The 25,523-nt window shown below is 71.1% G+C and carries 19 protein-coding genes and 1 tRNA gene; 12 read left to right on the top strand and 8 right to left on the bottom strand.

Annotated elements, in window-relative coordinates; genetic code table 11:
* Positions 1-417: 417 nt before the first annotated feature.
* Positions 418-1,467 (bottom strand): LacI family DNA-binding transcriptional regulator, encoded by a 1,050-nt coding sequence (locus tag PV679_RS00925; protein WP_319678220.1) that lies wholly within the window; start codon positions 1,465-1,467, stop codon positions 418-420.
* 281 nt (positions 1,468-1,748) lie between these two features.
* Between PV679_RS00925 and PV679_RS00920 the strand changes: the two genes are divergently transcribed.
* The 3 genes from PV679_RS00920 to PV679_RS00910 are packed head-to-tail and all read left to right on the top strand — an operon-like array spanning position 1,749 to position 5,011.
* Complete coding sequence (locus tag PV679_RS00920; protein WP_319678219.1) at positions 1,749-3,059, top strand: ABC transporter substrate-binding protein; 1,311 nt, start codon at positions 1,749-1,751, stop codon at positions 3,057-3,059.
* 3 nt (positions 3,060-3,062) lie between these two features.
* Complete coding sequence (locus tag PV679_RS00915; RefSeq protein WP_319678218.1) at positions 3,063-4,085, top strand: sugar ABC transporter permease; 1,023 nt, start codon at positions 3,063-3,065, stop codon at positions 4,083-4,085.
* Between the two features lie 53 nt (positions 4,086-4,138).
* A complete protein-coding gene (locus PV679_RS00910) occupies positions 4,139-5,011 on the top strand; it encodes a carbohydrate ABC transporter permease (RefSeq protein ID WP_319678217.1) in 873 nt (290 codons plus the stop codon).
* Between the two features lie 341 nt (positions 5,012-5,352).
* Here PV679_RS00910 and PV679_RS00905 read toward each other — a convergent pair whose 3' ends face one another.
* Positions 5,353-6,786, bottom strand: coding sequence for a HAMP domain-containing sensor histidine kinase (locus PV679_RS00905; protein ID WP_319678216.1), 1,434 nt, complete (start codon positions 6,784-6,786; stop codon positions 5,353-5,355).
* Positions 6,783-7,472 carry a response regulator transcription factor gene (locus PV679_RS00900; RefSeq protein ID WP_319678215.1) on the bottom strand — a complete coding sequence of 230 codons (690 nt, stop codon included), beginning with the start codon at positions 7,470-7,472 and terminating at the stop codon, positions 6,783-6,785. Before PV679_RS00900 ends, PV679_RS00905 begins: the two co-directional genes overlap by 4 nt.
* A gap of 143 nt (positions 7,473-7,615) precedes the next feature.
* Here PV679_RS00900 and PV679_RS00895 point away from each other — a divergent pair, with 143 nt between their 5' ends.
* On the top strand, positions 7,616-8,134 hold the full coding sequence (locus PV679_RS00895) for a hypothetical protein (protein ID WP_319678214.1): 519 nt from the start codon (positions 7,616-7,618) through the stop codon (positions 8,132-8,134).
* A 20-nt stretch (positions 8,135-8,154) separates the two neighbouring features.
* On the opposite strand, the gene PV679_RS00890 is transcribed toward PV679_RS00895, so the two are convergent.
* Complete coding sequence (locus PV679_RS00890) at positions 8,155-9,018, bottom strand: fused MFS/spermidine synthase (RefSeq protein ID WP_319678213.1); 864 nt, start codon at positions 9,016-9,018, stop codon at positions 8,155-8,157.
* A 36-nt stretch (positions 9,019-9,054) separates the two neighbouring features.
* Complete coding sequence (locus PV679_RS00885; protein ID WP_319678504.1) at positions 9,055-9,480, bottom strand: hypothetical protein; 426 nt, start codon at positions 9,478-9,480, stop codon at positions 9,055-9,057.
* A 282-nt stretch (positions 9,481-9,762) separates the two neighbouring features.
* Here PV679_RS00885 and PV679_RS00880 point away from each other — a divergent pair, with 282 nt between their 5' ends.
* Positions 9,763-11,154 (top strand): tetratricopeptide repeat protein, encoded by a 1,392-nt coding sequence (locus PV679_RS00880; protein WP_319678212.1) that lies wholly within the window; start codon positions 9,763-9,765, stop codon positions 11,152-11,154.
* A gap of 45 nt (positions 11,155-11,199) precedes the next feature.
* On the opposite strand, the gene PV679_RS00875 is transcribed toward PV679_RS00880, so the two are convergent.
* Entirely contained in the window at positions 11,200-11,796 is a 597-nt protein-coding gene (locus PV679_RS00875) for a histidine phosphatase family protein (protein WP_319678211.1), read from the bottom strand.
* 218 nt (positions 11,797-12,014) lie between these two features.
* On the opposite strand from PV679_RS00875, the gene PV679_RS00870 reads away from it, so the two are divergent.
* From PV679_RS00870 to PV679_RS00845, 6 genes are all read left to right on the top strand, one after another.
* Complete coding sequence (locus PV679_RS00870; protein ID WP_319678210.1) at positions 12,015-12,932, top strand: phosphatase PAP2 family protein; 918 nt, start codon at positions 12,015-12,017, stop codon at positions 12,930-12,932.
* 1,189 nt (positions 12,933-14,121) lie between these two features.
* Positions 14,122-15,759 (top strand): hypothetical protein, encoded by a 1,638-nt coding sequence (locus tag PV679_RS00865; RefSeq protein WP_319678503.1) that lies wholly within the window; start codon positions 14,122-14,124, stop codon positions 15,757-15,759.
* Positions 15,760-15,802: 43 nt separating this feature from the next.
* Complete coding sequence (locus tag PV679_RS00860; protein WP_319678209.1) at positions 15,803-17,308, top strand: AAA domain-containing protein; 1,506 nt, start codon at positions 15,803-15,805, stop codon at positions 17,306-17,308.
* Between the two features lie 172 nt (positions 17,309-17,480).
* Complete coding sequence (locus PV679_RS00855; RefSeq protein WP_319678208.1) at positions 17,481-18,380, top strand: hypothetical protein; 900 nt, start codon at positions 17,481-17,483, stop codon at positions 18,378-18,380.
* 272 nt (positions 18,381-18,652) lie between these two features.
* Complete coding sequence (locus PV679_RS00850; RefSeq protein ID WP_319678207.1) at positions 18,653-19,000, top strand: hypothetical protein; 348 nt, start codon at positions 18,653-18,655, stop codon at positions 18,998-19,000.
* A 177-nt stretch (positions 19,001-19,177) separates the two neighbouring features.
* Complete coding sequence (locus PV679_RS00845) at positions 19,178-19,861, top strand: hypothetical protein (RefSeq protein ID WP_319678206.1); 684 nt, start codon at positions 19,178-19,180, stop codon at positions 19,859-19,861.
* A 51-nt stretch (positions 19,862-19,912) separates the two neighbouring features.
* Here the strand turns inward: PV679_RS00845 and PV679_RS00840 are convergent, their stop codons facing one another.
* Positions 19,913-23,677, bottom strand: a complete 3,765-nt coding sequence (locus PV679_RS00840; RefSeq protein ID WP_319678205.1) for a S8 family serine peptidase — start codon at positions 23,675-23,677, stop codon at positions 19,913-19,915.
* Positions 23,678-23,889: 212 nt separating this feature from the next.
* Between PV679_RS00840 and PV679_RS00835 the strand changes: the two genes are divergently transcribed.
* Positions 23,890-23,963, top strand: a tRNA-Lys gene (locus tag PV679_RS00835).
* Positions 23,964-24,027: 64 nt separating this feature from the next.
* Here the strand turns inward: PV679_RS00835 and PV679_RS00830 are convergent.
* Complete coding sequence (locus PV679_RS00830) at positions 24,028-25,302, bottom strand: M6 family metalloprotease domain-containing protein (RefSeq protein ID WP_416069627.1); 1,275 nt, start codon at positions 25,300-25,302, stop codon at positions 24,028-24,030.
* Positions 25,303-25,523 lie beyond the last annotated feature (221 nt).

Below are 25,523 nucleotides of genomic sequence, written 5' to 3'. Positions count from 1 at the left end.
CTGAACGATCAAGGGCTGACCTGGTAAAACGGGTCAGCCCTTCTTCATGCCCGAGACCTTGGGAACACAACGGGAACACCGGCCGCGCTCCATGCCGGTGTTCCATGGCCGTCCGTGGGCCGTAGTTGGCCGGCGCGCCTGCCATGGCGCGGCCATGATCACCGCGCGCGAGTCAGCCGACCAGGGCGAGCAGCTCGATGAGTTCGACCTCTACCTCCTGACGAGCGTCGGCCAGCCCGGTCAGCAGGCCGGCCAGCCGATCCCGGCAGCGAGGTGCTGTCCGGTCGATCTTCGTGGATCAGCCCGGGTCGTCCGGTGCGGTGCGTCGCAAGGCGGAGGATCGTTCTCATACTTGACGTACGTGGACGTACGTGGACGTACGTGGACGTACATGGACGATCCGGTGCGGCGGTTCCCTCAGGACGAGTCCCGTATCACCAGTTGCGTCGGAAGCACGATCTGGTGCGGCTCGTGAGTGGACCGTTCCTGGCGGGCCGCGATCTCCGACAGGACCAGGCCGGCCATCGCGCGGCCCATCTCCTGTATCGGCTGACGGACGCTGGTCAGCGGCGGATCCATGTGGCGGGCTATCGCCGAGTCGTCGAAGCCGACCAGCGCCACATCGTCCGGTACACGGCGGCCCGCCGCGCGGAGGGCCTGGCGGGCGCCGGCGGCCATCACGTCGGACGCCGCGAAAACCGCGTCCAGACCGGGTCTGCGGGCCAGCAGATCGCGCATGGCGCGGCGACCGCCTTCCTCGGTGAAGTCGGCCACGGCCGTGAGCCGCTCATCGGGAGCGAGGCCCGCTTCGGCACGGGCCCGGCGGTAGCCGTCGAGGCGGCAGGCCGCGCCGTACACCTCCAGGCCGCCGGTGATGGTCGCGACGGTGCGACGGCCTCGCGAATGCAGATGGGCCACGGCGCCGCGCGCGCCCTCGGCGTTGTCCGAGTCGACGGAGGGCAGCGGCTCGTCGGCCGATCTGCGACCGCTGATGACGGTCGGTATGCCGAGCCCGCCCAGCAGTTCCGGCAGCGGATCGCCGGCGTGTGCCGCCACGATCAGCACGCCGTCGGTGCGGTGCGAGGCCAGATATCGCGCGAGCCGGCCGCGCTCGCGGTCGTTGCCCGCGAAGGTGAGCAGCAGTTGCATCCCGCTGTCGGCGAGCGTCTCGCCGATCCCGTGGACGATGTCCGAGAAGTACGGCTCGGCGAAGAACCGCGCCTCGGGCTCGGGCACCACGAGAGCGACCGCGTCCGCGCGGTTGGCGGCGAGCGCGCGGGCCGCCGGGTTCGGTACGTATCCCAGCTCGGCGACGGCCGCCTCCACCGCGGCTCTGGCCCGCGCGCTGACCCGCGGCGAGCCGTTGATCACCCGGGAGACCGTGCCCCGGCCGACTCCGGCGCGGGCCGCCACCTCTTCGAGCGTGGGCAGCCCGCCGCCGCGCCGGCGCGCCGTATCGGATGTCATCTGTACCTCCTCGCCCGATACCGGACAACATTAGACATCGGACGACAGACACCCCGTTCCGGGGTGCTCCCGGATCGCTGAATACCAGGGCATACTCCGACAAACGGATAAACGAGTCATATTCTGCCGCCCGGTTCCTTGACACTCTCCGGAGCACGGACGACTCTTCAAGCCGCATGGGAGCGCTCCCACCGTACTGGCCATGCCTGACCCGCGCGTTGCCGGCCACGCCCGGCGGCGTGCCGGAGCGGCCGGCCGGACAGGCCCGAGGAGAGGACGTAATGCGTTCAGTGACCCGCGTGTCCCTCCGCGTGGTGGTCCTGCCGGCCGTCGCCGCGCTCGGCGCCGGTGTGCTGGCCGGCTGCGGAGAGGACGGCGACGGAGCCTCCGGCAGCGGCGGAAGGACCACGCTCACCGTCGGCGTCTTCGGTGCCTTCGGCCTGAAGGAGGCCGGGCTCTACGAGCAGTACATGAGGCTCCACAAGGACATCGTCATCAAGCAGACCTCCATCGAACGCAACGAGAACTACTATCCGCAGCTCCTCACCCATCTCGGCAGCGGCAGCGGACTCGCGGACATCCAGGCCGTCGAGGTCGGCAATATCGCCGAGATCACCGCCACTCAGTCGGACAAGCTGGTGGACCTGGGCCGGGCCGACGGCGTACGGCGGGACAGTTTTCTGCCCTGGAAGTGGTCGCAGGCCACCAGCAGAGACGGCAAGACCACAGGTCTCGGCACCGACATCGGACCGCAGGCCGTCTGCTACCGCAAGGATCTCTTCGCCAAGGCCGGTCTGCCCACCGGCCGCGAGGCGGTCGGCAGGCTCTGGGCGGGCGACTGGCGGAAGTATCTGGCCGCCGGACGGCGGTACCAGGCCAAGGCCCCGGCCGGAACGGCCTTCGTGGACTCGGCGAGCGGCGTGCTGAGCGCCATGAGCGGCAGCGGCGCGAGCCGTTTCTACGACAAGGACGGCAAGGTCGTCTACAAGACCAGTCCGGCCGTGCGGCGGTCCTGGGACACCGCCGCGCGGTTCGCGGGCGCGGGTCTGACCGCCAGGCTCCAGCAGTTCACACCGGCCTGGGACCAGGGATACGCGAACGCCACCTTCGCCACCGTCTCCTGCCCGGCGTGGATGCTCGGCTATATCCAGGACAAGGCCGGCGCGGCGGGCAGAGGCAAATGGGACGTGGCCGCCGCGCCCAGGCCCGGCAACTGGGGCGGCTCCTTCCTGGTGGTGCCCGAGGCGGGCAGGCACAAGAAGGAGGCGGCCAGGCTCGCCGCCTGGCTGACCGCGCCCGAGCAGCAGGCCGCGCTCTTCGCGAAACGCGGCAGCTTTCCCAGCTCCCGGGCCGCGTACGCGCTGCCCGCGGTGTCCGGCGCCACACATCCGTACTTCGGCGACGCGCCGATCGGCGCGATCTTCTCGCGGGCCGCCGAAGGAGTACCGGTCCAGATCGTCGGGCCGAAGGACCTGATCATCGCTCAGAACCTGGCCGATGTCGGCATGCTCCAGGTCGACCAGAACGGCACCTCGTCCAAGGACGGCTGGAACGCCGCGGTCAAGGCGATCGACAACGCGCTGGACCACTGACCGATGGCCAGCGACGCGCCCGCCGCCGCGCCCTCCGAGGAGGAAGGCGCGGTCCCGGCACCGCTGACGACGGCCGGCCGGAAGCCCGCCGGAAAGACGGCGGAGGAACGCCGCCGGGAGCGGCGCAGCCGGCGCTACCGCCGCGATGTGCGATGGAGCCCGTACGCCTTCGTCGCGCCGTTCTTCGTCTTCTTCCTGGCCTTCGGGCTCTTCCCGCTGCTCTACACCGGCTGGGCGGCGCTGCACCGGGTGGAGCTGACCGCGCCGACCGAGATGGAGTGGGTGGGTCTCCGGAACTTCTCCCGGCTGCTGAGCGACGACTTCTTCTGGAACGCGCTGAGGAACACCGTCATCATCGGGCTGATGTCCACCGTGCCGCAGTTGGCGATCGCGCTGGGCATCGCGCATCTGCTCCACTACCGGCTGCGCGGCTCGATGTTCTTCCGGGTCGCGGTGCTGACGCCGTACGCGACCTCGGTGGCCGCCGCGACGCTTGTCTTCGTCCTGCTCTTCGGCCGCGACTACGGGATGATCAACTGGGCGCTGGGGCTGCTCGGTCTGGATCCGGTCGACTGGCAGAACGGCGCCTGGACCTCACGGCTCGCGGTCTCCACCATCGTCGTCTGGCGGTGGACCGGCTACAACGCGCTGATCTATCTGGCGGCGATGCAGGCCATTCCCGACGATCTGTACGAGTCGGCGGCGCTGGACGGCGCTTCGCGACTGCGGCAGTTCATCCATGTGACCGTGCCTTCGCTGCGGCCGACGATTCTGTTCACCTGTGTGGTCTCGACGATCGGCGCGACGCAACTCTTCGGCGAACCACTGCTGTTCAACAGCGGCGCGGGCGCGACGGGTGGCGCGAACCATCAGTTCCAGACGCTCGGGCTCTATCTGTACGAGCAGGGCTGGGTGAATCTGCATCTCGGCCGGGCCTCGGCGATCGCCTGGTCGATGTTTCTGATCCTGCTGGTCGTCGGCGCGGTGAACTGGGCCGTCGCGCGCCGTCTGCGCAAGAGCTCATGAAGCCCATGAGGTCCGCGAGGTCCGTGAGGCCTGTGAGGTTCGTTGGGAGAGATATGACGGCGACTCCGGAGACGGTCGCGCGTGGCGCTCGGCGTGGCGCGGGCCGGCAGTCGTACGGCGGCCGGTTCACCTGTGCCGTACTGGTCCTGTTCACCGCGGGCTCGCTGTTCCCGCTGGTGTGGACGGCCGTGGCGGCTTCCCGGAGCAACAGCAGGCTCGCCCGGACTCCTCCGCCGTTCTGGTTCGGCGGCAATCTCCTCAGGAATCTGGAGATCGCCTGGACCGACGCCAACCTCGGTACGGCCCTGCTCAATACGACGGTGGTCGCCGGGACCGTCGCGGCCGGCACGGTCCTCTTCTCGACGCTCGCCGGCTTCGCCTTCGCCAAGCTGCGTTTCCGGTTCCGGAATCCGCTGCTGTTGCTGGTGATCGGCACGATGATGGTGCCGCCGCAGCTCAGTGTCGTACCGCTGTACATGATGATCGCCGAGCTGTCCTGGACCGACCGGCTCCAGTCCGTCATCCTGCCCACTCTGGTCAGCGCCTTCGGCGTGTTCTTCATGCGGCAGTACCTCGCGCAGGCGCTGCCCACCGAGCTGATCGAGGCGGCCAGGGTGGACGGTGCGAACAGTTGGCGCGTCATGTGGCATGTCGTCCTGCCCGCCGCGCGGCCCGCGATGGCGGTGCTGGGAATGCTGACCTTCGTGATGGCCTGGAACGACTTCTTCTGGCCGATCATCGCCCTGACCCAGAACGGCAATCCGACCGTGCAGGTGGCGCTGACCGGTCTCGGCCGCGGTTATGTCCCCGACCAGTCGGTGATCATGGCAGGTGCGCTGCTGGGCACGCTGCCGCTGCTGCTGGCCTTCGTGGTCTTCGGCAGACAGGTCGTCGGCGGCATCATGCAGGGCGCGGTCAAGGGCTGAGCGCTCTCACCGCCGGTGCGGCGCATGACGGGAGACCGGTGTCGCGCGCGCCCCGGCCGGGTGGGGAGTGAACCGGCCGGGACGGCGCGTGGCGGCTGGTGGGGGCAGCCTGTGGGGGTGGCGGCTCCCGCGACGGGGACTGCTGGGGGCTCGCGGGTGCCGAAGCCATGGTGCGTGCGATGGTGCGCGAGTCGGAGGTGACGGGTGAATACGGGGACGCGGCAGTACGCTAGCCGCCGCCCTTCGGACAAACGGACTGTTCCGGGCGGCCGTCGAGGTTCTTAGGGTGCGCTTAAGGAGCGCATCGGCCGGACGAAAGGTTCAGACCTCATGGCCCGGCCTCAGCTCCGCACACGGGCCTCGGCAGCGGCTCCGCGTCCTGCCGCGCCGCGCTTGCGCCGGCCCAGCCGGTGGCCGCCGGGACCGCCCGGCGAGCGCCATCCGCCGAGCCCGATCCAGATGCGTACCTCGGTACCGCCGAGCACCGAGCGTCCGATCCGTACATCGCCGCCCGTCGACTCCGCGACTGCGCGCACGATGTCCAGACCCAGCCCGGTCGAGCCCTCCCGGCTCCCGCTGTTGCCCCGCACGAGCGCGGCCTGCGGATCGGCGATACCGGGGCCCGCGTCCGAGACCAGGACGATCACGGCGTCCTCGCCGTTGTGCACATCGACGGAGAAGGCCGTGCCCTCCGGTGTGTGGCGGAAGACATTGCCGAGCAACGCGTCGAGCGCGGCGGCCAGTTCGGCCCTGCCGACCGGGATGCGTACGGGCCTGCCGACGCCCGCGAGCCGTACCGTACGGCCCTCGTCCTCCGCCAGCGCCGACCAGAAGTCCATCCGCTCGCGGACGACTTCGGACACATCGCAGCCGCCGGCCGGTCCCGGCGATACCTGCGACTTGACCTGTCTGGCGGTGCGGATGATGGTGTCGACCTCCCGCTCCAACTGAGCGACGGCGGCCCTGGTCTGGTCGGCGGCCGGGCCCTCTCCCAGCGAGGCCGCGTTGAGACGCAGGACGGTGAGCGGTGTGCGCAGCCGGTGCGAGAGGTCGGCCGCGAGCTCGCGCTCATTGGCGAGGAGCTGTACGACCTGGTCGGCCATGGAGTTGAAGGCGATCGCCGCCGACCGCAGCTCGGGCGGTCCCTCCTCCGGGACGCGCACGCCCAGCTTGCCCTCGCCCAGCGCGTGCGCGGCGTACGCGAGCCGCCGCGCGGGCTCGACCATCCGCAGTCCCAGCCGGTCGGCGACGGCGACCGAGCCCACGACCAGCGCGAGGCCCACTCCGGCGAGCACCAGCCAGGCGGTGGTGATCCCGTTGGACACCTCGTCGTCCGGGACATACACCTCGACGATCGCGATCTGCGGCGTGCCGAGAGGCCGGCCGGAGCCGATCGCGGTCGGCTGGAGCAGCGCGAAGCCGCCGGTGACCTGGGTGATGGAGGCCCGGCCCAGCCGCTGGACGGTCCGCAGGTCCTTCCCGGCGGCCCGGCGCGTACCGATCTCCAGCGGCCGGCCGTCCACCTCGTCGACGGGCGGGACATGGACGGCCATCCGGCCCGCGGCGCCGGCCTGAGTGGAGGCGATGGCCCGCTCCAGCTCGCCGCGCTCGGTGGTGATGGAGAGGGTCGGGCCGATGGCGGCGGCCTGCCGTTCGGCGTTCGAGAAGGCCCGGTCCCTGGCCATCTCCTTGACGACCAGTCCCAGCGGTACGGCGAAGGCCACCACGACCATCACGGTGACGGCCAGGGCCACTTTGACCAGGGCCCATCTCATGCGGGCGGCTCCAGCTTCACGCCGACGCCCCGCAGGGTGTGCAGATAGCGCGGTCTGGCCGCCGTCTCTCCCAGCTTGCGGCGCAGCCAGGACAGATGGACGTCGATGGTCTGGTCGTCGCCGTACGACTGCTGCCAGACCTCGGCGAGCAGCTCCTTGCGCGGTACGACCACGCCGGGGCGCCCGGCGAGAAAGGTCAGCAGGTCGAACTCACGCCGCGTCAGGTCCAGTTGCCTGCCGTCCAGTTCCGCCTGACGGCGCAGCGGGTCGATGGAGAGGCCGCCGACCCGGATCACGCGCGGCGACGCCGCCTCGTCGGAGGTGGCGCGCGAGCGGCGCAGGACGGCCGCCATCCTGGCCGAGAGATGCTCCACCGAGAACGGCTTGGTGAGGTAGTCGTCCGCGCCGTCGTTGAGCAGCCGTACGATCTCGGTCTCGTCGTCCCGCGCGGTGGCGATGATCACCGGTACGTCGGTGATGCCGCGCAGCATCTTCAGCGCCTCCGCGCCGTCGAGATCGGGCAGACCGAGATCGAGTATGACCACGTCGAACCGGAAATGGGCCACCTCGCGCAGCGCCTCCAGCGCGGTGCCGACGCTCCGTACGGTGTGGGAGGCGTCGGTCAGGTGCCTGATGAGTGCGGACCGCACGAACTGGTCGTCCTCGACCACGAGCACACTGGGCATGGGCGGCACCGTACGCCATCCGGGCGCCGGAGAAGGCCGGTCTCCCGGGTCCTGTCCGGTCCTCGCGTCTGCGGAGACTCGCGGGACAGGTGTGGCGGACGTGGTGCACTATGGCCCCGATGCGCAGAGGACTCGTACATGCCATGGCGTGGTCACTCGCCACCGGCGCCGCCGTCACGCTGTCCTGGTGGGGTGTCCACACCGTCATGGCCGGGACGGCGTACGACCCGCCGCGCGCGCTTCCGCTCCCGGCGGACGGCTCGTCGGCGCAGCGCGTGATGCCCGTCGCCTCCTCGACCCAGCGGCCACCGAGCCCGTCCGCGAAGCCGAGCCCGTCCGCCTCGACGGCTTCGCCGGGCGAAAGCCACCGTCCGGCGGCTTCGCGGCCGGCCGCGAAGCCGGAGCGGAGCCCGGCCAGGAGCACACCGCCCGCCGCCACCGGCCAGGTGCGGAGCTACACGGTCGACGGCGGCCGGGTCGTCTTCGACATCGGCGCGGACACGGCGGAGCTGGTCTCGGCGACGCCGGACGCGGGCTGGCAGATGCAGGCGTGGACGCAACCGACCTGGATCCGGGTGACCTTCACCCGGAACGGCCGGGAGGTCTCGGTGTTCTGCACCTGGAACGACCATCCGCCGATGGTGCAGTTCGACGACCGCTGAGCTGTCCGGACCGGACGGGCCTATGTGAAGGCGTCGGCCGGAGGCGGTGGCGACGGCTTGGCGTTCGCGTCGGTGACCGGGAGCGCGCCGCCGGTGAAGTCGGCCAGCGACCGGCCGTGTTCCACCCGTCCCGGGTGCGGATCGCCCGCGACCCTGCGGGTCAGTTCGGCGACGGGCAGTTCACGGTCGGAGGCGAGGAGTACGGCGTTGCCGAAGCGGCGGCCGCGCAGCACGGTGGGATCGGCGGCGAGCGCGAGTCGCGCGAAGGCGGCCGCCGCGGTGGCGATCTGGCCGCGCAGATGGCCGAGCGGCGGGCCGTCGGCCAGATTCGCGACATAGCAGCCGTCCGGTCGCAGGACCCGGCGTACGTCCGTCAGAAACTCGGCGCTGGTGAGATGCGCCGGAGTGCGGGCGCCGCTGAACACATCGGCGATCACCAGGTCCGCCCATCCGTCGGGCATCCTGGCGAGACCCTCGCGGGCGTCGGCCGAGCGGACCCGGATGCGTGCGCCGGGGTCCAGCGGGAGCCGCTTACGGACGAACTGGACGAGGGCCGCGTCCAGTTCGACGATCTGCTGGGTGGAGCGCGGGCGGCCGGCGGCGATGTAGCGGGCGAGGGTGAAGGCACCGCCGCCGAGGTGCACCACTCGCAGCGGCTGGTGCGCGGGCGCCACGAGATCGACGACATGGCCGAGTCTGCGCTGGTACGCGAAGGACAGATGGCCGGGGTCGTCGAGGTCGACATGCGACTGCGGAGCGCCGTCGAGCAGCAGCGTCCAGGCCCGGGGCCGCTCGCGGTCCGGTATCAGCTCGGCGATTCCGCTGTCGACGTTCTCGGCCACGGCCTCGGCCGCGCTCCGCGAGCCTCGTCTGTTCTTTGCCACCCGGCCATTATCGGCCGCCGGTCCATCCGCGTCGGACTACCGGCATCGGTCGGCCGCCTCGATCATCCGCGCCGCCTCGCCCAGCGCCTCCCGCAGCACCGCCGGATCCGTGACCGGGCCCGTGTCGTCCGGCGGCAGCAGCCAGGCCGAGCCGGAGCCGGGCGCACCGGCGGGCGGCCGCAGGCCGCGGCCGTTCGTCCGCGTACAGGCGCTGCCGGGCATGTCCCACTCCTCCGCCGTGCCCGGCGGGACCAGAAAGCCGAGGGTGTCGCAGGAACCGTCGTGGAGCACGGGACCCACCACCGGCATGGCGCCGCGCCGCAGGATGTCCACCGCTTCGAGCCCTTGCCGGGCCGGAACCGTCACCAGGTCGGGGGCTTCTCCGGCGTCGCCTGGCGGAGCGCTGAACTCCTGGTCGGCCGCGTGCCGAACAGTCGTCCGAGAGCCACCGCTGGTCTCCATACCGACCTCCAACTGCAACAAGGGAATCCCTCCTCGTCGAGCGCGGACACATTGAGCGTCTGCGCATGGTTCAACGCGGAAAGGCGTCAACAGCTACGGCGGCACGCCGCCGCAAAGGATGGCAGTTCATGGCAGATCGTGGGTGAGATATCCGTTATGTAGCCAAACCGAGCGTGTGCACCCCATCACAACCGGTACGTTCTTGCTCCGCCGGATCCACCGGAGTCGGGCACCGCCGGACGACCGGCGGTAACACCGGCCGCACCAAGAGAGGGCTCGGTCATGGCGTCGTCTCGGACGGTTCCCAACCTCGCCTTCCGTCGGCTGCGCGCACAGCGCTCGCCGGGGGAGTTCGCCGCCGCCGTACGCAGGGCCGCGCGGGAGATCGGTGAACAGGTCGCCTGCGACGCACGTTACATCGGACGGGTGGAGGCGGGCGAGATCCGCTGTCCCAACTACGCGTATGAACGGGTCTTCCTTCATATGTTCCCCGGCCGGACCTTGGTGGACCTGGGCTTCTCGGCGCGCGAAGACGTACGCGGCCGGGCGGCGCGGCCCACGCCCGGCACACCTGCCGCCTTCCCGGCCCCGTCCCCAGCAGCCCCGACCCCGGCCTCCCCACCGGCTTCCGTCAAGAACCACAGCGACACCAGCGAGGAGAGCGACGTGCAGCGTCGCGCGTTCATGACCGGCGGGCCCACCATGGTGGCGACCGTCTCCCTCGGTCTCGGCGGTACGCCCGCCGCGGCCGTGCCCGCGCCGCGACGGGTCGGCGAGGCCGAAGTGCGCGCCGTCGAAGAGGCGGTGCGGCGGATCCGGCTGCTCGACGACCGGCACGGCGCCGACGGGCTCTACCGCGGAGCAGCTCAGCCGCTGCGCGCCGCGTACGCGCTGCTCGACACGGGCACGCCCACCCGCAGGTCGACCGCCGAGCGGCTGCACTCCGGCGCGGGCGAGCTGTCGATCTCGGTGGGCTGGCTCGCGCACGACTCCGGCCGTTTCGACGACGCGCGGTCGCACTACGCGGAGGCACTGGCGACCGCGCGGGTCGCGGGCGATCCGGCGCTGGAGGCCCACGCCTTCTGCAATACGTCGTTCCTGGCGCGGGATTCCGGCCGCTACCGGGAGGCGGTGCGCGCCGCGCAGGCCGGCCGGCGCGCGGCCAGGCAGCTCTTCTCGGCCCGGCTGCTGTCGCTGCTCGCTCTGCGGGAGGCGGCCGGCTGGGCCGGGCTCGGCGACCGTACGGGCTGCGAGCAGGCCCTGTCCCAGGCGCACAGCCTCTTCGAGCAGGGCGCCTCGGAGGCGGATCCCGAGTGGATGTCCTTCTTCGGCGAGCCGGAGCTGGAGGCGCAGGAGGCGCTGTGCCACGCGGCGCTGGGCGACTGGTCCCGGGCGGCCCGTCACGCGTACCGGGCGACGGTTCTCCAGGATCCGCACTTCGCCCGCAATCTCGCTCTCTACCGGGCGGAGCTGGCCACCGACCTGGCCCACGCGGGCCGGCCCGACGAGGCCGCGGCGGCGGGCCAGCAGGTGCTCGACCTGCTGGACCAGGTCCAGTCCTCGCGTATCCACGCGCGGCTCGCGGCGGCGGCCCGGGTCCTGCTGCCGCAGCGGCGGCTGCCGGAGGTGGGAGCGTTCCTGGACCGCCACACCTCGACGGATCCCCGGACCTGAGCCGCCCGAGCGGGACGGCTCCGCACCGCCACGGCACACGGGACGTCAGGACACGAGATGTCCCGTGTCGTTCCAGACCTCGATCGCCGGCATGCCGTACGCCCAGCTCAGCACCGACACCGAGGTCGGATCGAGCCGGACGCGGGCCGCGAAGGAGATGTCCTCGCCCAGCCAGCGCGCGCCGATCGCGCGCAGGATGTGGCCGTGCGCGAAGAGCAGTACGTCGCGGTCGGCCGAGCGCGCCCAGGCGATGACCTCGTCCGCGCGCGCGGAGACCTCGGCCAGGATCTCGCCGTCCGGCACACCGTCGCGCCATATGAACCAGTCGGGACGGCCGGCCTTGATCTCCGCCGGGGTCATGCCCTCGTACGCGCCGTAGTCGAACTCCATCAGCGCGTCCCACTCCTCGGCCCGGTCACCGAAGCCGGCGAGCTCGCAGGTCTCGCTCGCGCGGACCAGCGGACTGGTGCGGATCTCGGCGCCGGCCAGCCCCGACCAGGGCTCCCGGTGCAGCCGTTCGCCGAGCAGCTTCGCGCCGCGGCGGCCCTCGTCGAGCAGCGGAATGTCCGTCCTGCCGGTGTGCCGGCCGGACAGCGACCAGGCCGTCTGGCCGTGCCGGGCGAGCAGGATGCGCGGTGCCATGAGGGCTCTCCCTGAGGTTCACAACGGGTGCCGTTCCATCATCGCGTACCTGAACGCAGGGCAACCCGCAGGGGGATATCGGCGTCCCTCTGTGAGGCGGGAGGTGCATGTTGTCAAAGGCGATTTCGGGGGTACACCCGCCCGAGGGCTCAACCACGTACACCGTACGGTTGACTCCGGGCCGAAAGCCGCGTGAACACAGGATGGAGACTGCCCGAATGCCGCACAGCTCCAGCGCGACAGACAGGTCGCGCCACCGGCCTCAGTGGTGGGCGGAGCTGACGCTCATCGTCATGGTGTACGCCGCGTATTCGGGCGGCCGGCTGCTGGCGCGCGGCGATGTACCGGCGGCCGTCGACCACGGGCTGGCGATCCTGCGAATAGAGAAGGCGCTCTTCCTCAACGCCGAACACCCGCTCAACCGGCTCTTCACCAGCACTCCGGCCCTCGGCATACCCGCCGACTTCGCCTATGCCTCGCTCCACTACGTGGTCACTCCGGCCGTCCTCGTCTGGGTCTTCCGCCGACGTCCCGCCGGCTACCGCGCCGCCCGCACCTGGCTGATGCTCGCCACTCTGCTGGGCCTGATCGGCTTCACGCTGCTGCCCACCTGCCCGCCGCGGCTGCTGGAGGCGGGTCACGGCTTCGTCGACACGATGGCCCAGTACAGCTCGTACGGCTGGTGGGGCGCGGAGGCGAGCGCGCCGCGCGGACTGGGCGGGATGACCAACCAGTACGCGGCGATGCCGAGCCTGCATGTCGGCTGGGCGCTGTGGTGCGGCGTGATGCTGTGGCGGCACGCGCGTACGCCGCTGGTGAGATGGCTGGGCCTGGCCTATCCGCTGGTGATCACCGTGGTGGTGATGGGCACGGCGAACCACTACTTCCTGGACGCGGTCGCGGGCGCCGCCGTGATGGCCGCCGGCGCGCTGATGACCAGGCCCGCGCTGCGCGCCGCCGACCGGATACGGCAGGCGGCGGCCGGCCTCGCGGTGCCGTCCCGCACCTCACCGGCGCCCCGGCCGTCCCCGATTGTCAGCAGCGGGTGCGAGACTTCCGCGGGTGAGCGATTCCCTGGGCAGCGGACCCGTACCAGCACCTCCTCCGCCGACGACACTCCGGCGACGGCTCGCTGAGCTGCGCGGGCCGGCCGTCGTGCCGCACCCGCTCGACGCCCGCGCGCTGGCCGCGCTCGCGGCCAACCCGGGCTGCCGGCGGCGCGCTCTGCTCGACGGCGCCGGTGTCGACAAGGCGGCGCTCGCGACGGCGCTCGGCTCTCCCGCTCCGTTCGGCCAGTCGCAGTTCGCCTTCATGCGGGGAAACGCCTTCGAGGCCAGAGTGAAGGCCGACGGCGGTACGGAACTGCTGCGGCTGCTGTACGACCGGCTCGGCGGACAGGCTCCGGCGCCCGTCGCCGGTGAGGTCCTCGTCCCCGATCTGTCGGCGGCCGGTCCGGAGGGCCGCACCGCGCGTACGGCGCTGGCGCTGCGCGAGGCGACGGAGGCGGGAGCCTGGGCGCTGCTGGACCATCCGCTGTTCGTCCTGGAGGTGGCGGGCTCGCCGGCCTATCTGGAGCCGGACGCGGTGGTGGTGCGGCCCGACGGCCGGTGGACGGTCGTGGAGATCAAGTCCTTCCCGATGATCGACGGCTCCGCCGACGCGGCGAAGGTGGGCGCGGCGGCGCGGCAGGCGGCTGTGTACGTACTGGCGCTGGAGCGGGTCGCGGCCCGCACGCCGGGCGCGGCGGTGAGCGACCGCGTGCTGCTGGTCTGTCCGAAGGACTTCTCCAATCTGCCGGCCGCGTCCGTCGTCGACGTACGCAAACAGCTCTCGGTGACGCGCCGTCAGCTCACCCGGCTGACACGGATCGAGGACATCGCGGCGGCCCTGCCCGAGGGCACGACCTTCGACATGGAGCGGTGCTCGGGCGAGGAGCTGACGGCGGCGGTCGAATCGGTCTCGGCTGCCTACGCTCCCGAGTGCCTGGCCGCCTGCGAGCTGGCCTTCCACTGCCGGTCCCGGACGCGCGCCGCGGGCGCTGTGGAGGCGCTCGGCCGGAGCGTACGCGGCGAACTGGGCGCGCTGACCACGGTCGACGCCGTCCTGGCGGCGGCTCACGGCGAGGCCGGAGATCCGGCGGACCCGACGGTCGCGGCCCTGCGGAGGGCGGCGGAGCTGCGCGCGGAGGCACTGGCGGGGCGCGGGCCCGCCGGATGTCCGGAGTGTCCGGGCCGTGGCCTCCGGCGGCGGGACGGCGGTGCCACCGGCCGGAGTTCCGGCGCCGGACGGCAGGCCGGGCAGGGACGGCGCGGAGGGCGAGCACTGATGTCGCTGATCAATACGCTCGCCCGGCTGGAGGCCATGGCGAGCGGCCGGGCCCAGCCGCTGGCCACCGTCCGGCACCGCCGGATCTCCGACCGGCCGCTTGTGCTGGTGCCGCTCACCACCTCGGGCGAGGCGGGCGCTCCGCTCGGCGCGCTTGTGGGGACGGACCGGGACGCGCCTCGGCTGCTGACCGTCGCGCAGCCGCGCGACCGCGATCTCCGGTTCGCGTTCCTCGGTGAGCTGGCGGAGGCCGTGCTGCCGTATCTGGACGCGTACGCCGATGTCATCGAGCCCGCCGAACGGAGCGAGACCGACCCGGAGACCGGTAAGCGGGTCAAGGTCGAGGTCGAACTCTGCGTGGACGCGCCGCAGTTGATCGTGCCGAGCCGGCCCGGTATCGATTTCGTACGGCTGCTGGGACGGTCGATGCGGTTCCGGCGGACCGCCGAGGAGGACCCGGACGCGCCCTATCCCGCGCCGCCGCGCGTCCCGCTGCTCGGCCGCTGGCTGACGCACTTCGGCGAGCGGGCGCGGGTGCCCGGCTCCTCGCTGCTGCTCGCGACGACCGATGTACTGAACCGCCACTGGGCGACCGGTCAGTCCAGCCTGGAGGACCAGCATCTCGGCGCGCTGCTCGCCTGGATCGATCCGCGGGACGGCTCCTCGGGCGCCGAGGCCGCGCTCCGGGCGGAGCTGGAGCGGGACCGTGGCGGCCAGTTGGTGTGCCCGCCGGCCGGTCCGGCGACGGATCCGGCGTTCGACAACAGGCTGCTCGCTCCCGCGATCGAACGGTACGACCGGGCGCGTCAGGCGCTCGCCGCGGCCGAGGACGGGCCGGAGGCGGAGGAGCGGCTGGCCCGGCTGACCGCCGCCGAGCAGGAGATCCGGGCGCTGCTCGCCGATGTGCTGCGGCCCACCTGGGACGCGGTGTGGCGCGGCCTCGATCTGCTGCGGGAGTTGCCGGAGGGAGCCAGGGTGGCGGACCGCTGGACGCGCGACCGCTGGTCGTTCACCGGCCATCGGGACCGTGTCCGCGCCGGTGAGCCGCCGCAGCCCCGGCGGGACGACGCGGTGACCGCCGCGCAGAAGCTCGCCTCGCGCGAGACGGCACAGGGACAACTGGAGGCGCAGGAGGCCCTCGACGACCCGCTGGTGCTCGCGGGCCGCAGGCTGTCCGGCGAGGCGTTCCTCGGCGAGGTCACGGAGGTGGTGATGGCCTACAGCGAGAGCAAACGGCCGAGCCCGCGCCCGCTGGTCACCGTGCGCACCGACGACCGTCCGCATCTCGACGAGCGCACGAAGGTGTACCGCTCGCTGGACGGCAGGCCGCAGTCGGCCGAGTTCGTGCGGCACATCCCGGGCGCCGACGGCGCCGAGGAGGCCCTGCTGCTGCGGCTGACCGACCGCATGGGCCGGAGCAAGGAGCCGGCGCCCGGTTCCGTACCGGAGAAGGGCGACCGTATCGCCTGGACCCTCTTCGAGCACGACCAGCGAGGTGGTCCCGCCTTGCCGGATCCGGAAGAGACACCCTGGACCCATGGCGGCCCTCCGGGCGCGGAGGATCAGGCCGTTGTCGCGGAGCCTGCCACGGGCCCGGCGAGCGGTCCTGACCCGGTGACCGAGGAGGACTTCCTGTGAGCCGCACCCGTCCGGCACCACCGTCCTCTCCCGGAGCCGCCCGATGACCGCGTCCGCCGCTTCCGAACAGACCGCGTCCGGAGCCGCTCCGTCGCGTCCCGGTGCCTCCGGCGCCGGTGCCTCCGGCCCTGGTGCCTTCGGCCCTGGTGCCTTCGATGCCGGTGCCTTCGATGCCGGTGCCTTCGATGCCGGTGCCTTCGGTGCCGGTGCCTTCGGTGCCGGTGCCTTCGATCCTGGCGCCGAGGCCGCTCGCGCCACCGACGCGATCCTGCGCGACACACTCCACGGTGCCCACCGGGGCGTTGTCGTCGACTCACCGCCCGGCGCCGGCAAATCGACGCTCGTCGTACGGGCCGCGCGGGAACTGGCCGCCGCCGGACGGCCGTTGATGGTCGTCGCGCAGACCAACGCCCAGGTGGACGACCTGGTCGCGCGGCTCGCCGAGAAGGATCCCGGGCTGCCGGTCGGCCGGCTGCACAGCAATGACCCCGATCCGTACGACAAGGCGCTGGACAAGCTGCCGAACGTCCGGAAGTCGGCGAAGGCCGCCGATCTGGCGGGCCTCGACGTCGTCATCTCCACGGCCGCGAAATGGGCGCATGTGCGGGGTGTGGAGCCCTGGCGGCACGCCATTGTCGACGAGGCGTACCAGATGCGCTCGGACGCGCTGCTCGCCGTCGCCGGCCTCTTCGAACGCGCGCTGTTCGTCGGCGATCCCGGCCAGCTCGACCCGTTCAGCGTGGTGGGCGCGGACCAGTGGGCGGGCCTGTCGTACGACCCGTCCGCGAGCGCGGTCTCCACGCTCCTCGCGCACAACCCCGAGCTGCCCCAGCACCGGCTGCCGGTCTCCTGGCGGCTGCCCGCGTCGGCGGCGCCGCTGGTGTCGGACGCGTTCTATCCGTACACCCGGTTCCGCAGCGGTACCGGTCCCGGCGACCGCCGGCTCACGTTCGGCGTCGCGTCCGGCGGATCGGGACCGGACCGGGTGCTGGACGAGGCCGCCGAGTCGGGCTGGGGCCTGCTGGAGCTGCCCGCCCGCCGTACGCCCAGGACGGATCCCGAGGCGGTACGGGCCGTGGCGCTGGTCGTCCGCAGAGCGCTGGACCGCGGTGGTGTGGCCGTCAGCGAGCGGTCTCCGGAGCCGGTGCCGCTGACGGCCGACCGGATCGCGGTCGGCACGGCCCACCGCGACCAGGCGGCGGCGGTCCGCGCGGCCCTCGCGGAGCTGGGCGTGAGCGGAGTCGCCGTGGACACCGCGAACCGCCTGCAGGGCCGCGAGTTCGATGTCACGGTGGTGCTCCACCCGCTCTCGGGCCGGCCCGACGCGACGGCGTTCCATCTGGAGACGGGCCGGCTGTGTGTGCTCACCTCCCGGCACCGGCACGCCTGTGTCGTGGTGTGCCGCGCGGGCGTGGCGGAGCTGCTCGACGAGCATCCGTCGACGGAACCGGTCCAGCTCGGAGTCACGGTGAAGTTCCCGGACGGCTGGGAGGCGAACCACTCGGTGCTGGCCCAGCTCTCGGAACACCGCGTGAGCTGGCGTCCGTGAAGCCCGACCTGCTGGTGATCGCGGAAGAGGTCCACCGGAGCCGCCTGTCCGGACAAGTTGATCCGAGATCCGCCCTATTCGCTGTTCGCCGCCCGCGTGGCCCAGTAGAGCCAACAGGCGATCGGCGCGAAGGCTACAGTTGCGCCTGATCATGGATGCGCGGGGAGGGCCCATGGGAAACGACCATGACGGAAGAGTGCCATTCCGATTCGAGGTGATCAAGAAATATCCTCAGCGAGGCCCTCTGCATCAGTATCGTCTCGCAGCAGCGACAACATTCACTTGCCGCAGATGCGGAAAAGACAAAACATCAAAGCTTGCGGTGGCGATCCATGATAAATGGGATCTCCTGCTGTGTAACGCTTGCTACGGTCGACTGCTCTCCATCTGGGAAATCAAGGCCGGCGATCTCGGCGACTCCGAACGTCATGCCGAGCTCATGAGACTTCTTCAGGGGCTGGCCAGGGAAGCTGAGGTTGAGCAAGCGCGTTCCGCTCTCATCGCTCGCGACTCCCGGTTCGCTCTACTGTCATCTTCCGCGCTGACGATGCTGGCGACCGCAGAAGCTGTCGCTGACGGATTCGCACTGAAGATGGCCACCGAACTTGACTGGTCGGCTGCCATCATTGGCCTGTGCAAGGCCGTCGAATTGGAGACCGGTCGATTGATCGGTGAGCCATTGCGTGACGCCGCTTCGGGCCGGGATCTCGCGATCGATCTCGCAGACAGAGATTTCAGTCGCATGGCCCGGTTCTGCAAGGGGGGAAATCCTATTGAGCTTGGAGCTTTCGCTCATTTCGTGGAAGCGGTGGCCAGATCACCGCGATCCGCAAACAGTCCACTCGCTTCCATATTGCGATCTCTCATCCTGCGATGGCCTCGGTCCGATTGGCTGTTCGCCGCAGACGGTTTCGCACCGAGGGTCCGGACGCTGACCCGTCAATACCGAAACCCGGCAGCGCACACCACCTTGCTGACCGAAGCGGAATACCGTTCTTGCGCTGAAGCTGTTCAGGGCGCGGATGGAATCTTGTGGAAGTTGCTTGCCGCTGTTGAGCCGACTCGTCGGTGAAGTCCGTGTCGTGGTCGCGTCTCACAGAATAGGCAATGACGAAATCGCGAACCGCTGTGCTGGTGGATGACGAACCGCTGTGCGGCTGGGCCGGAACACCGGAGCGAAGACGCGCCGGCCGGCTCCGCGTCACCTCCTCCGGAGCCGGCCGGCGGGCCGGCGTGGGACCCGCGCGCGCGGAGTGCCGCGGGCCGCTCGAAGGCCCACTTGCGGCGGGCGGGAGAATGGACGGTGGCCCAACGGCCCGTACACGCACGAGCAGGAGGAACGTAATGGCGGATCCCGAGCGGAGCGAGCGGCGGCTGCGACCAGCGCCACTGCTCTTCGAGCCCTCGGAGGCGGTCGCCGACCCCGAGCACTTCTTCGACCTGGAGTCCCTCGTCGACCCCGCGGAGCTGCTGGCCAGGGCCACCGAGCTGACGCTCGCCTTCCGGGCCGCGACCGACCGGGCCGTCGAGTTCCAGGCGATCGCCGCCGCCCAGCTCGCCGATCCGCGCCGCTTCGACCGGCTCACGACCGCGGACATCGCACAGCGTGCGGAGTGGACCGAGGACTACGCCGAGAAGATGGTCGAGTTCGGCCGGGATCTGCTGCGCGGCGACGGCCTGGCCGGGCAGTAACGCCGACGGCCCGGTCCGGCACGCCGCCGCCGGTGGCGGCGCGGCCGCTCACCGGCGTACCCGGCACCAGCCGTGTGGCATATGCCGAGGCGCACCGTACCGCTCTTCGTACGGCCCTGTCCCGATTTCCGCGAACTCTCGGGAACGGGCCCGTTACTCCCGGTAGACCTGACCGTCATGAGCGCATGGCCAAGAAATGAATCCCCCCTGAGTTCCGGCATGACCGACGAAGAGCGCCGCTCCGACATCCTCGGCCTCCTCCGCGACGAGGCCCGTCATCAGACCGCGCAGGTCACCTCGGCCGGCGCGGACTGGCTCGCCTCCGCAGGACCGTTTCCTCGCTCGACGCTCTCCCGCTGGCACACCCGCCCGACCGCCCCCGCCGTACTCCCCTGCGGCTCCGTCTTCGACGTCGTGAACGCTCCGGCGATCTTCGGCCGCCTCATGCTGAACCGCCTGTGGTCGGAAGGGCCGGGATCGGGTCCGGTCGCCGCCTGTCGCGGCCGGGTCCTGCTCTTCGCCGCGCCCGGCACCGCCCAGCGGCTGCCGTCCCTGCTGTCCTGGGAGGAGTGGGGCGGGCCGGGATCCGGCGGACGGGCCGCGGCCGTACCGCCGCTGTTCTGCCACGGCGCCGGTGACGCGGTGACCGTACCGCCGCTCGTCCCCGGCGCGTCTTCGGCGCCGCGCTGGCTGGTCGCGCCCGACACCCGCCATCCGTGGCTGCCGGGGCCCGAGGTCCTGCTCTGGGCCTGTGTGCGGGTGGCCCGCGCGACGGCGCGGGCCACCCGGGCCGGAGCCGGAGCCGTACCACTGCCCAGGGCAGCCGGCCACGCGGACCGGCTGCCCCAGTCGTGCTCCTGACCGGTGACTCTCAGGACGGTGACTCTCAGGACGCGCCCTGAGAGTGTGCCGTCAGCCCAGACCGAAAGCGCGCGTGATGGTCTGCGTCACGGTGTTGCCCCGGGCGTCGGAGGCGTGGACCCGTACGGACACGAACTCCGCCCGCGCCGGAGCGTCCAGGTGCGTGAGAGCGCCCTTGGCGGAGCTGCTCAGCGTCGCCTTCCGCCAGGTCTTGCCGTCGTCGTACGACAGCTCCACCTTGTCGGTGCGCACCGCCGCGTTCGACACTCCCGGGATGTGCGAGGGAGTGACCAGGAACGCCGCCTCGCGGTCGGCGGTGCCGTCCTGTCCGGTCGTGACGCCGTAGTCGATCTGCACCAGCGGAAGCTGCTGTGTCACGCCTTCCCTGGGAGTCGCCGAGGTGAAGCCCCATTCGGTCCGGGTGGCGGTCGAATAGGGATATCCCTCGGTGCGCTCGGTGGTGGTCACCAGGCGGTAGTCGCCCTTGCCCGCCGGGACGTCGGCGGCCAGCACATAGCCCGGTGTCCCGGCGACCAGGGTGTCGCCGCGATACAGCTCCGTCTCCTGGGAGGTGGTGCCGGGACCGACAGTGCCGGCGTGGCCGCTGTCGCCGAAGCCCGGGACGGTGACCATGACGGAGTCACCCGTACGCTGCGGCACCGGCTGGCTCCTGTTGATACGCGGCCGCTCCACGGGACCGAACCACTGGACATCCGTGGTCTTCCCGGCCGGATAGCCGACCAGGTCGGAGAACTGGAACGACTGGATGCCGGCACTGGCCTCCTCCATCCAGGCGACGTTCCGGTCCGCGGTGACCCAGTCGGTCCGCTGACCGCCGGCGAGCAGGAGCCGAGGGCCGCCGATCTTCACACCGAGGTACGGCTGGATGTCGTAGCGGAACTCGTCGACCTCCAGCGCCGGGTCGTTACGGAAACCGACGTCGACCCGGGCGAGCTGCTTCTCCTTCGGCGCGTACGCGAGGTCCTGCGGGATCTTGCCCTGCCACGAATGCACCAGGTCGTAGAGGTACTCCGACTTCGCGTGAGTGACCAGACGCGCCGGGACGGACCCGGTCCTGCTCGCCTCGATGCGCGCGATGAGCTTCTCGCCCTCGGTCCGGGTCAAGCCCACGACGGTGATCGGAGTCCGGCGGAGCGGTTCGTAGAGCCGTCCGTTGAGGTCGTTGACCATCACCAGCAGCGCGACACCGGCCTTCTCGGCCGCCTTGACCTGTGCGTCGCTGGGTGACGGCGCGTCCTCGTCGTCGTCCTCACCGACCGGTACGTAATGGATCACGGACACCTTGCCCTTGGCGTCCACAGAGGCGTAGTCGTCCGCCATGCCGTCGCCCGCGTAGACCGCGTCCAGGGTGCGGTCGCCGTCGGGCTGACGCGCGGATCCCGGCTGGATCCAGAGATCGTCGAAGTCCTGGCCGCCGGAGGTGAGGCTGAGCAGCGGCTGCTGCATCCGCCAGCGGGCCGTGTAGACCAGATCGCCCGAGGCGGGCTTCGCCGTCGGCAGGGCCCAGAGGCTGTCGAAACCGTCGCCGACCGTATGAGCCTCGGTGGCCGCCGGCGAGCCATCGGCGAAGGACCGGCTGAAGTCGACGCGGATGTCGCTGTCCGTGCTCTTCCTGGGTGTCACGAGTCGGGTCTGCCGGACCTTGGTGCCGTCCAGCACCACCTCGGCGTCCTTCGTCACGACCTCGACGCTGGGAGCGCTCAGCAGTGCCAGGCCCGCCGAGGACTCACCATGAGTGCCCTCGACCACCACCCAGGTCCAGACGGTGTAGGTGCCGGACGGCACGATGGCGTCGAAGACGCCGCCCTGGCTGTAGGCGGACATGGAGTACTCGTCGCCCTGGCGCTGGTAGATGACCAGAACACTGACCGGGACACCGCGGTCGTCGGTGATGCGCGCCCGCAGATGGTGGTCCTCCTCGCGGGTGCTGACGGACAGCAGGGTCCTGGTGAGCGAGGTGCCGCCGGCCGTGGCGGTGATCCCGCCGGAGTAGCGGTTGCCGTCGGGAGCCCGGTCGAGGTGCGCCGTCACGGTGGTGGCGGCCGTACCGCCGGCGGGGACGACGAGCTGCCGGTCCGCGAGCGTGAACACACCGCTCGGCGCGCCGGGCGCGTCGACGGCGAGGTCCACGGTGACGGCGGTGGGGCCGTCATTGCGCCACTCCACGGTCCTGTCGACATTCCGGTCGGCCCCGGCACCGGACTCGGCGTCCGGTGAGTGGATGCCGAAGTCGGCGGTTCCGTCGGCGAAGACCGTCGCCGTGGTGGCCGCGGCGGCGTCCACCCGCCCGTTGCCTCCGGCCTCGACCGGGTTCGCGGGAGTCGGAGCGGCGGTGCTGACCAGGGCGTCCTTGATCCGGTCACCCGTCCAGTCGGGATGCTGCGCGGCGACCAGCGCGGCGACACCGGCGACATGCGGAGTCGCCATGGAGGTGCCGCTCATCGTCGTATACGAGCCGCTTCCGGACGAGTAGTACTGAGAGCGCGCCGCGAGGATGTCCACACCGGGCGCGGTGATCTCCGGCTTGATCGCGTCGTCACGCAGCCGTGGCCCACGGCTGGAGAAGTCGGCTGAGGCGTCCTGGGAGTCCACCGCGCCGACCGTGAGGGCGTCGGTGGCGGCTCCGGGTGACGCGACGGTGTAGTTGCCGGGACCGGAGTTGCCCGCGGCGATGGTGAAGAGCGTGCCGGTCTCCTCACTGAGCTCGTTGACCGCCTGGCTCAGCGGGTCGGTGCCGTCGGATGCCTCGCTGGAGCCGAGGCTCATGCTGACGACGCGGGCCCTGGCGTCCCGGGCGGCCCATTCCATGCCGCTGATGATCCATGAGTTCTGCCCGCTGCCGCCGTTGTCCAGGACCTTGCCCACATGCAGGTTCACGCCGGGAGCGACGCCCCGCTCCTTGCCGCCGGACGCGGCGCCGTCGCCGGCGATGGTGGAGGCCACATGGGTGCCGTGGCCGACATGGTCGGTGATGTCCTCGTCCGGCACGAAGGTGGCGGACGAGGTGACGGCGGCGGCCAGGTCCGGGTGTCCGGTGTCGTAGCCGGTGTCGAGTACGGCCACGTCGACGCCCTTGCCGGTGTTGCCTCGGGCCCACACCTCCGGCGCGCCGATCTGCGCGGTGCTGTCCGCGAGGTCGGCCCGCACCTTGCCGTCCAGCCAGATCTTCGCTATCCCGCCGGTGAGCGCGGGCCTGGAGTCTTTCGCGCGGGAGGCCGCGCCGCCCGCCGGAGCGGTCAGCGCCGACCAGAATCCTTCGGCGCGGCTGTGGTCCGCGACCAGCGCGGTGCTGTCGATGCTGGTGAGCGCGCGGACCTCGCTCGCGCCGTCGGGCAGGGAGGCGGCCGCGGACATCCGGCGGGACTTCGAGCCATAGCTGAAGATCATCGGTATGCCGTCGGCGCGGGCGTCGTCATAGCCGTCAGCGATCAGCCGGGTGACATTGAAGAGGTTCGTGTCCAGCAGGCCGGCCGCCACATACGCGTCCGTGGCCGACGGATAGACATAGGTGTCACCGCCCTGTGTGGTGATGCGCGCGTCGGCGCGGCGGCCGTTCGGGCCCTCCACGGTGACGGTGTCAGGGCCGCCGCCGCCCGGCGTGACCGTCACACGGTCACCCGTCAGCAGGGTGACGGTCCGAGCGCCGGATCCGGCAGCGGTGTCCGGTTTGGCAACGTTGTCAGGATGTGCGGTGGTGTCGCGGCCGATCGCGAAGGCCGACGGGGTCGCCGTCAGCACCGCCAGAGCCGCTCCGATAGCCAGCAGTCGGTGTCTGCCGGGATATCTCTGTCTCAATGGGTCTTCCTAGCGTCGAAAACCTGTGGGAACGCCTGGACAGTAGCCAGCGATCACTCATCGGGACAGAGATCTTGCGAAAGATCAACGAAGGAAACGCGCGGGCAACACTCGGCCGGCTCCGGCGCTCGCACCGCCCCGGCCTCCTCCTTCACCCGAATATCGATTTTTCCTCGCCACGATGCGGGTGCTAAGGTCTACGACGTCAGCAGGCGCCGCTAGCTCAGTTGGTTAGAGCAGCTGACTCTTAATCAGCGGGTCCGGGGTTCGAGTCCCTGGCGGCGCACAGACAAAGGAAGGGCCTCTCGCGACAGCGAGAGGCCCTTCCTTCTGTATCCGCGTCCCGTCGGCTACGCACCTGTGGTGATCTTGACCGTCCAGGCGCCCGTCGGTGTGCGGTCCGCCACTTCCACCCGCGTCCGCTCGCCCGGCACCGTAAAGGTCTCACCGATCCCCAGCGGCGCGTCCGCCAGCGGCGGATACACCGACTGCTCCCAGCAGGCCTCGCTGCGCGGATGGGTGTCCACCACCTCGACCGGGCCGCGGCCGGACGCCGCCTCGCTCCGCACCCGGTAGATCAGCACTCCTTCGGTGCACGTGTGGCCGTCGTTGCCGGTCGCACCGCGCGCCTCGATGGCCAGCGAGGTGTTCTTGCCGGTCCGCACCACGGCGAGCCTTGTCCCGGCGCTCCCGCCGACGGCCTGCTCGGCGGCGATCGGCTCCAGCGTGAGCAGACTCGTGCCGGACGGCGCCACACAGCGCACCTGCCGCCGGTCCAGCCATCCCAGCTTCCACTTGTGCCAGCCGAAGAGGTCGGGCGCCAGTCCGAACTGACTGCCCATCACATCCCAGTCGCCGACATAGGTGTCCCAGTCTCCCTTGCCGTCCACGGGCCGGTGATAGAGGTCCGGAAGGTCGAAGACATGCCCGGTCTCGTGCGCCAGGACATTCCGGTCCGGCGGATGCCGCTCGAAGACGGTGACGACACGGCTGATATCCGTCTTGTCCGCTCGCAGCGGCCGGTCGAAATTCACCACCTTCGTGGCGTCCGAGTCCACGCCGGGCGCATCCGGGTCGGCGACCAGATAGACGACGTCGTACTGGGAGAAGTCCACCAGCGGATCGGCGACGCTCAGCGCGTCCCGCATATACGCCTTGCGCCGCTTGGGGTCCCAGTCACGCCTTATCCCGTACGCGGTGGAGGCGTACGGCATTTCGAGCCACCGCGGCTCGGAGTGCGCGCGCAGCCTGAACTTGCCGTACGACGCCCGCTCGTAGAAGCCGCTGGTGGCCGGGAAGTGGTCGGCCGCGAGCTCCGCCGGACTGGTCAGCGGTCTGGAGTCCGGGAAGGACAGAAAGATCATGACCGCGTCGAGTGCGTGGTCCGGACGCGGATAGGAGGCGTTCCAGGTGTCGAGGCCGAGGGAGTGATGGGCGGGAGTACGAGGCAGGGCGCACGGGCCCTCCGGGGCCGCGGCCACGGTGGGCCCTGCGACCAGGGACGTGGCGGCGAGCGCCATGAGGGAGGTGAAGGCGGCCGCTGTGCTGCGCAGGCGAGGCCGTTCCACTCCCCCGGGTGGCTGCTGAGGCTCCACATAGACCTCCGGCTGCGGAATGCGGGACACCTCACCCACCTTGTGCTGTTTTAAGGTGGTACGCCCTGTTCCACTGCCCCACACGGGTGAGAAGCCCGACACCCCGGTGACTTACAGAAAGTCACAACTGGTCACATCACAGTCGTGCAGGGCCACCCACGTGCAGAAACGATCGTCTGGCGACATCTCCTGGCCTCCCGCGATCCCGTTCCCCACCCAGGAGCTGGAACGGCCGCCCGGCCTGCCTCTAT

The organism is Streptomyces sp. AK02-01A (genome assembly GCF_033795305.1).
In the GTDB taxonomy this organism is placed as follows: domain Bacteria; phylum Actinomycetota; class Actinomycetes; order Streptomycetales; family Streptomycetaceae; genus Streptomyces.
This window is presented reverse-complemented; position numbering and strand designations above follow the sequence as displayed.

Bases quoted from the DNA above. Each gene is read 5' to 3' on its own strand.
- PV679_RS00900 (WP_319678215.1), bottom strand. From the start codon at position 7,472: ATGCCCAGTGTGCTCGTGGTCGAGGACGACCAGTTCGTGCGGTCCGCA.
- PV679_RS00855 (WP_319678208.1), top strand. From the start codon at position 17,481: ATGGGAAACGACCATGACGGAAGAGTGCCATTCCGATTCGAGGTGATC.
- PV679_RS00895 (WP_319678214.1), top strand. From the start codon at position 7,616: ATGGCGTGGTCACTCGCCACCGGCGCCGCCGTCACGCTGTCCTGGTGG.
- PV679_RS00850 (WP_319678207.1), top strand. From the start codon at position 18,653: ATGGCGGATCCCGAGCGGAGCGAGCGGCGGCTGCGACCAGCGCCACTG.
- PV679_RS00870 (WP_319678210.1), top strand. From the start codon at position 12,015: ATGCCGCACAGCTCCAGCGCGACAGACAGGTCGCGCCACCGGCCTCAG.
- PV679_RS00885 (WP_319678504.1), bottom strand. From the start codon at position 9,480: ATGGAGACCAGCGGTGGCTCTCGGACGACTGTTCGGCACGCGGCCGAC.
- PV679_RS00920 (WP_319678219.1), top strand. From the start codon at position 1,749: ATGCGTTCAGTGACCCGCGTGTCCCTCCGCGTGGTGGTCCTGCCGGCC.
- PV679_RS00910 (WP_319678217.1), top strand. From the start codon at position 4,139: ATGACGGCGACTCCGGAGACGGTCGCGCGTGGCGCTCGGCGTGGCGCG.
- PV679_RS00845 (WP_319678206.1), top strand. From the start codon at position 19,178: ATGAGCGCATGGCCAAGAAATGAATCCCCCCTGAGTTCCGGCATGACC.
- PV679_RS00905 (WP_319678216.1), bottom strand. From the start codon at position 6,786: ATGAGATGGGCCCTGGTCAAAGTGGCCCTGGCCGTCACCGTGATGGTC.
- PV679_RS00915 (WP_319678218.1), top strand. From the start codon at position 3,063: ATGGCCAGCGACGCGCCCGCCGCCGCGCCCTCCGAGGAGGAAGGCGCG.
- PV679_RS00875 (WP_319678211.1), bottom strand. From the start codon at position 11,796: ATGGCACCGCGCATCCTGCTCGCCCGGCACGGCCAGACGGCCTGGTCG.
- PV679_RS00865 (WP_319678503.1), top strand. From the start codon at position 14,122: ATGTCGCTGATCAATACGCTCGCCCGGCTGGAGGCCATGGCGAGCGGC.
- PV679_RS00880 (WP_319678212.1), top strand. From the start codon at position 9,763: ATGGCGTCGTCTCGGACGGTTCCCAACCTCGCCTTCCGTCGGCTGCGC.
- PV679_RS00925 (WP_319678220.1), bottom strand. From the start codon at position 1,467: ATGACATCCGATACGGCGCGCCGGCGCGGCGGCGGGCTGCCCACGCTC.
- PV679_RS00860 (WP_319678209.1), top strand. From the start codon at position 15,803: ATGACCGCGTCCGCCGCTTCCGAACAGACCGCGTCCGGAGCCGCTCCG.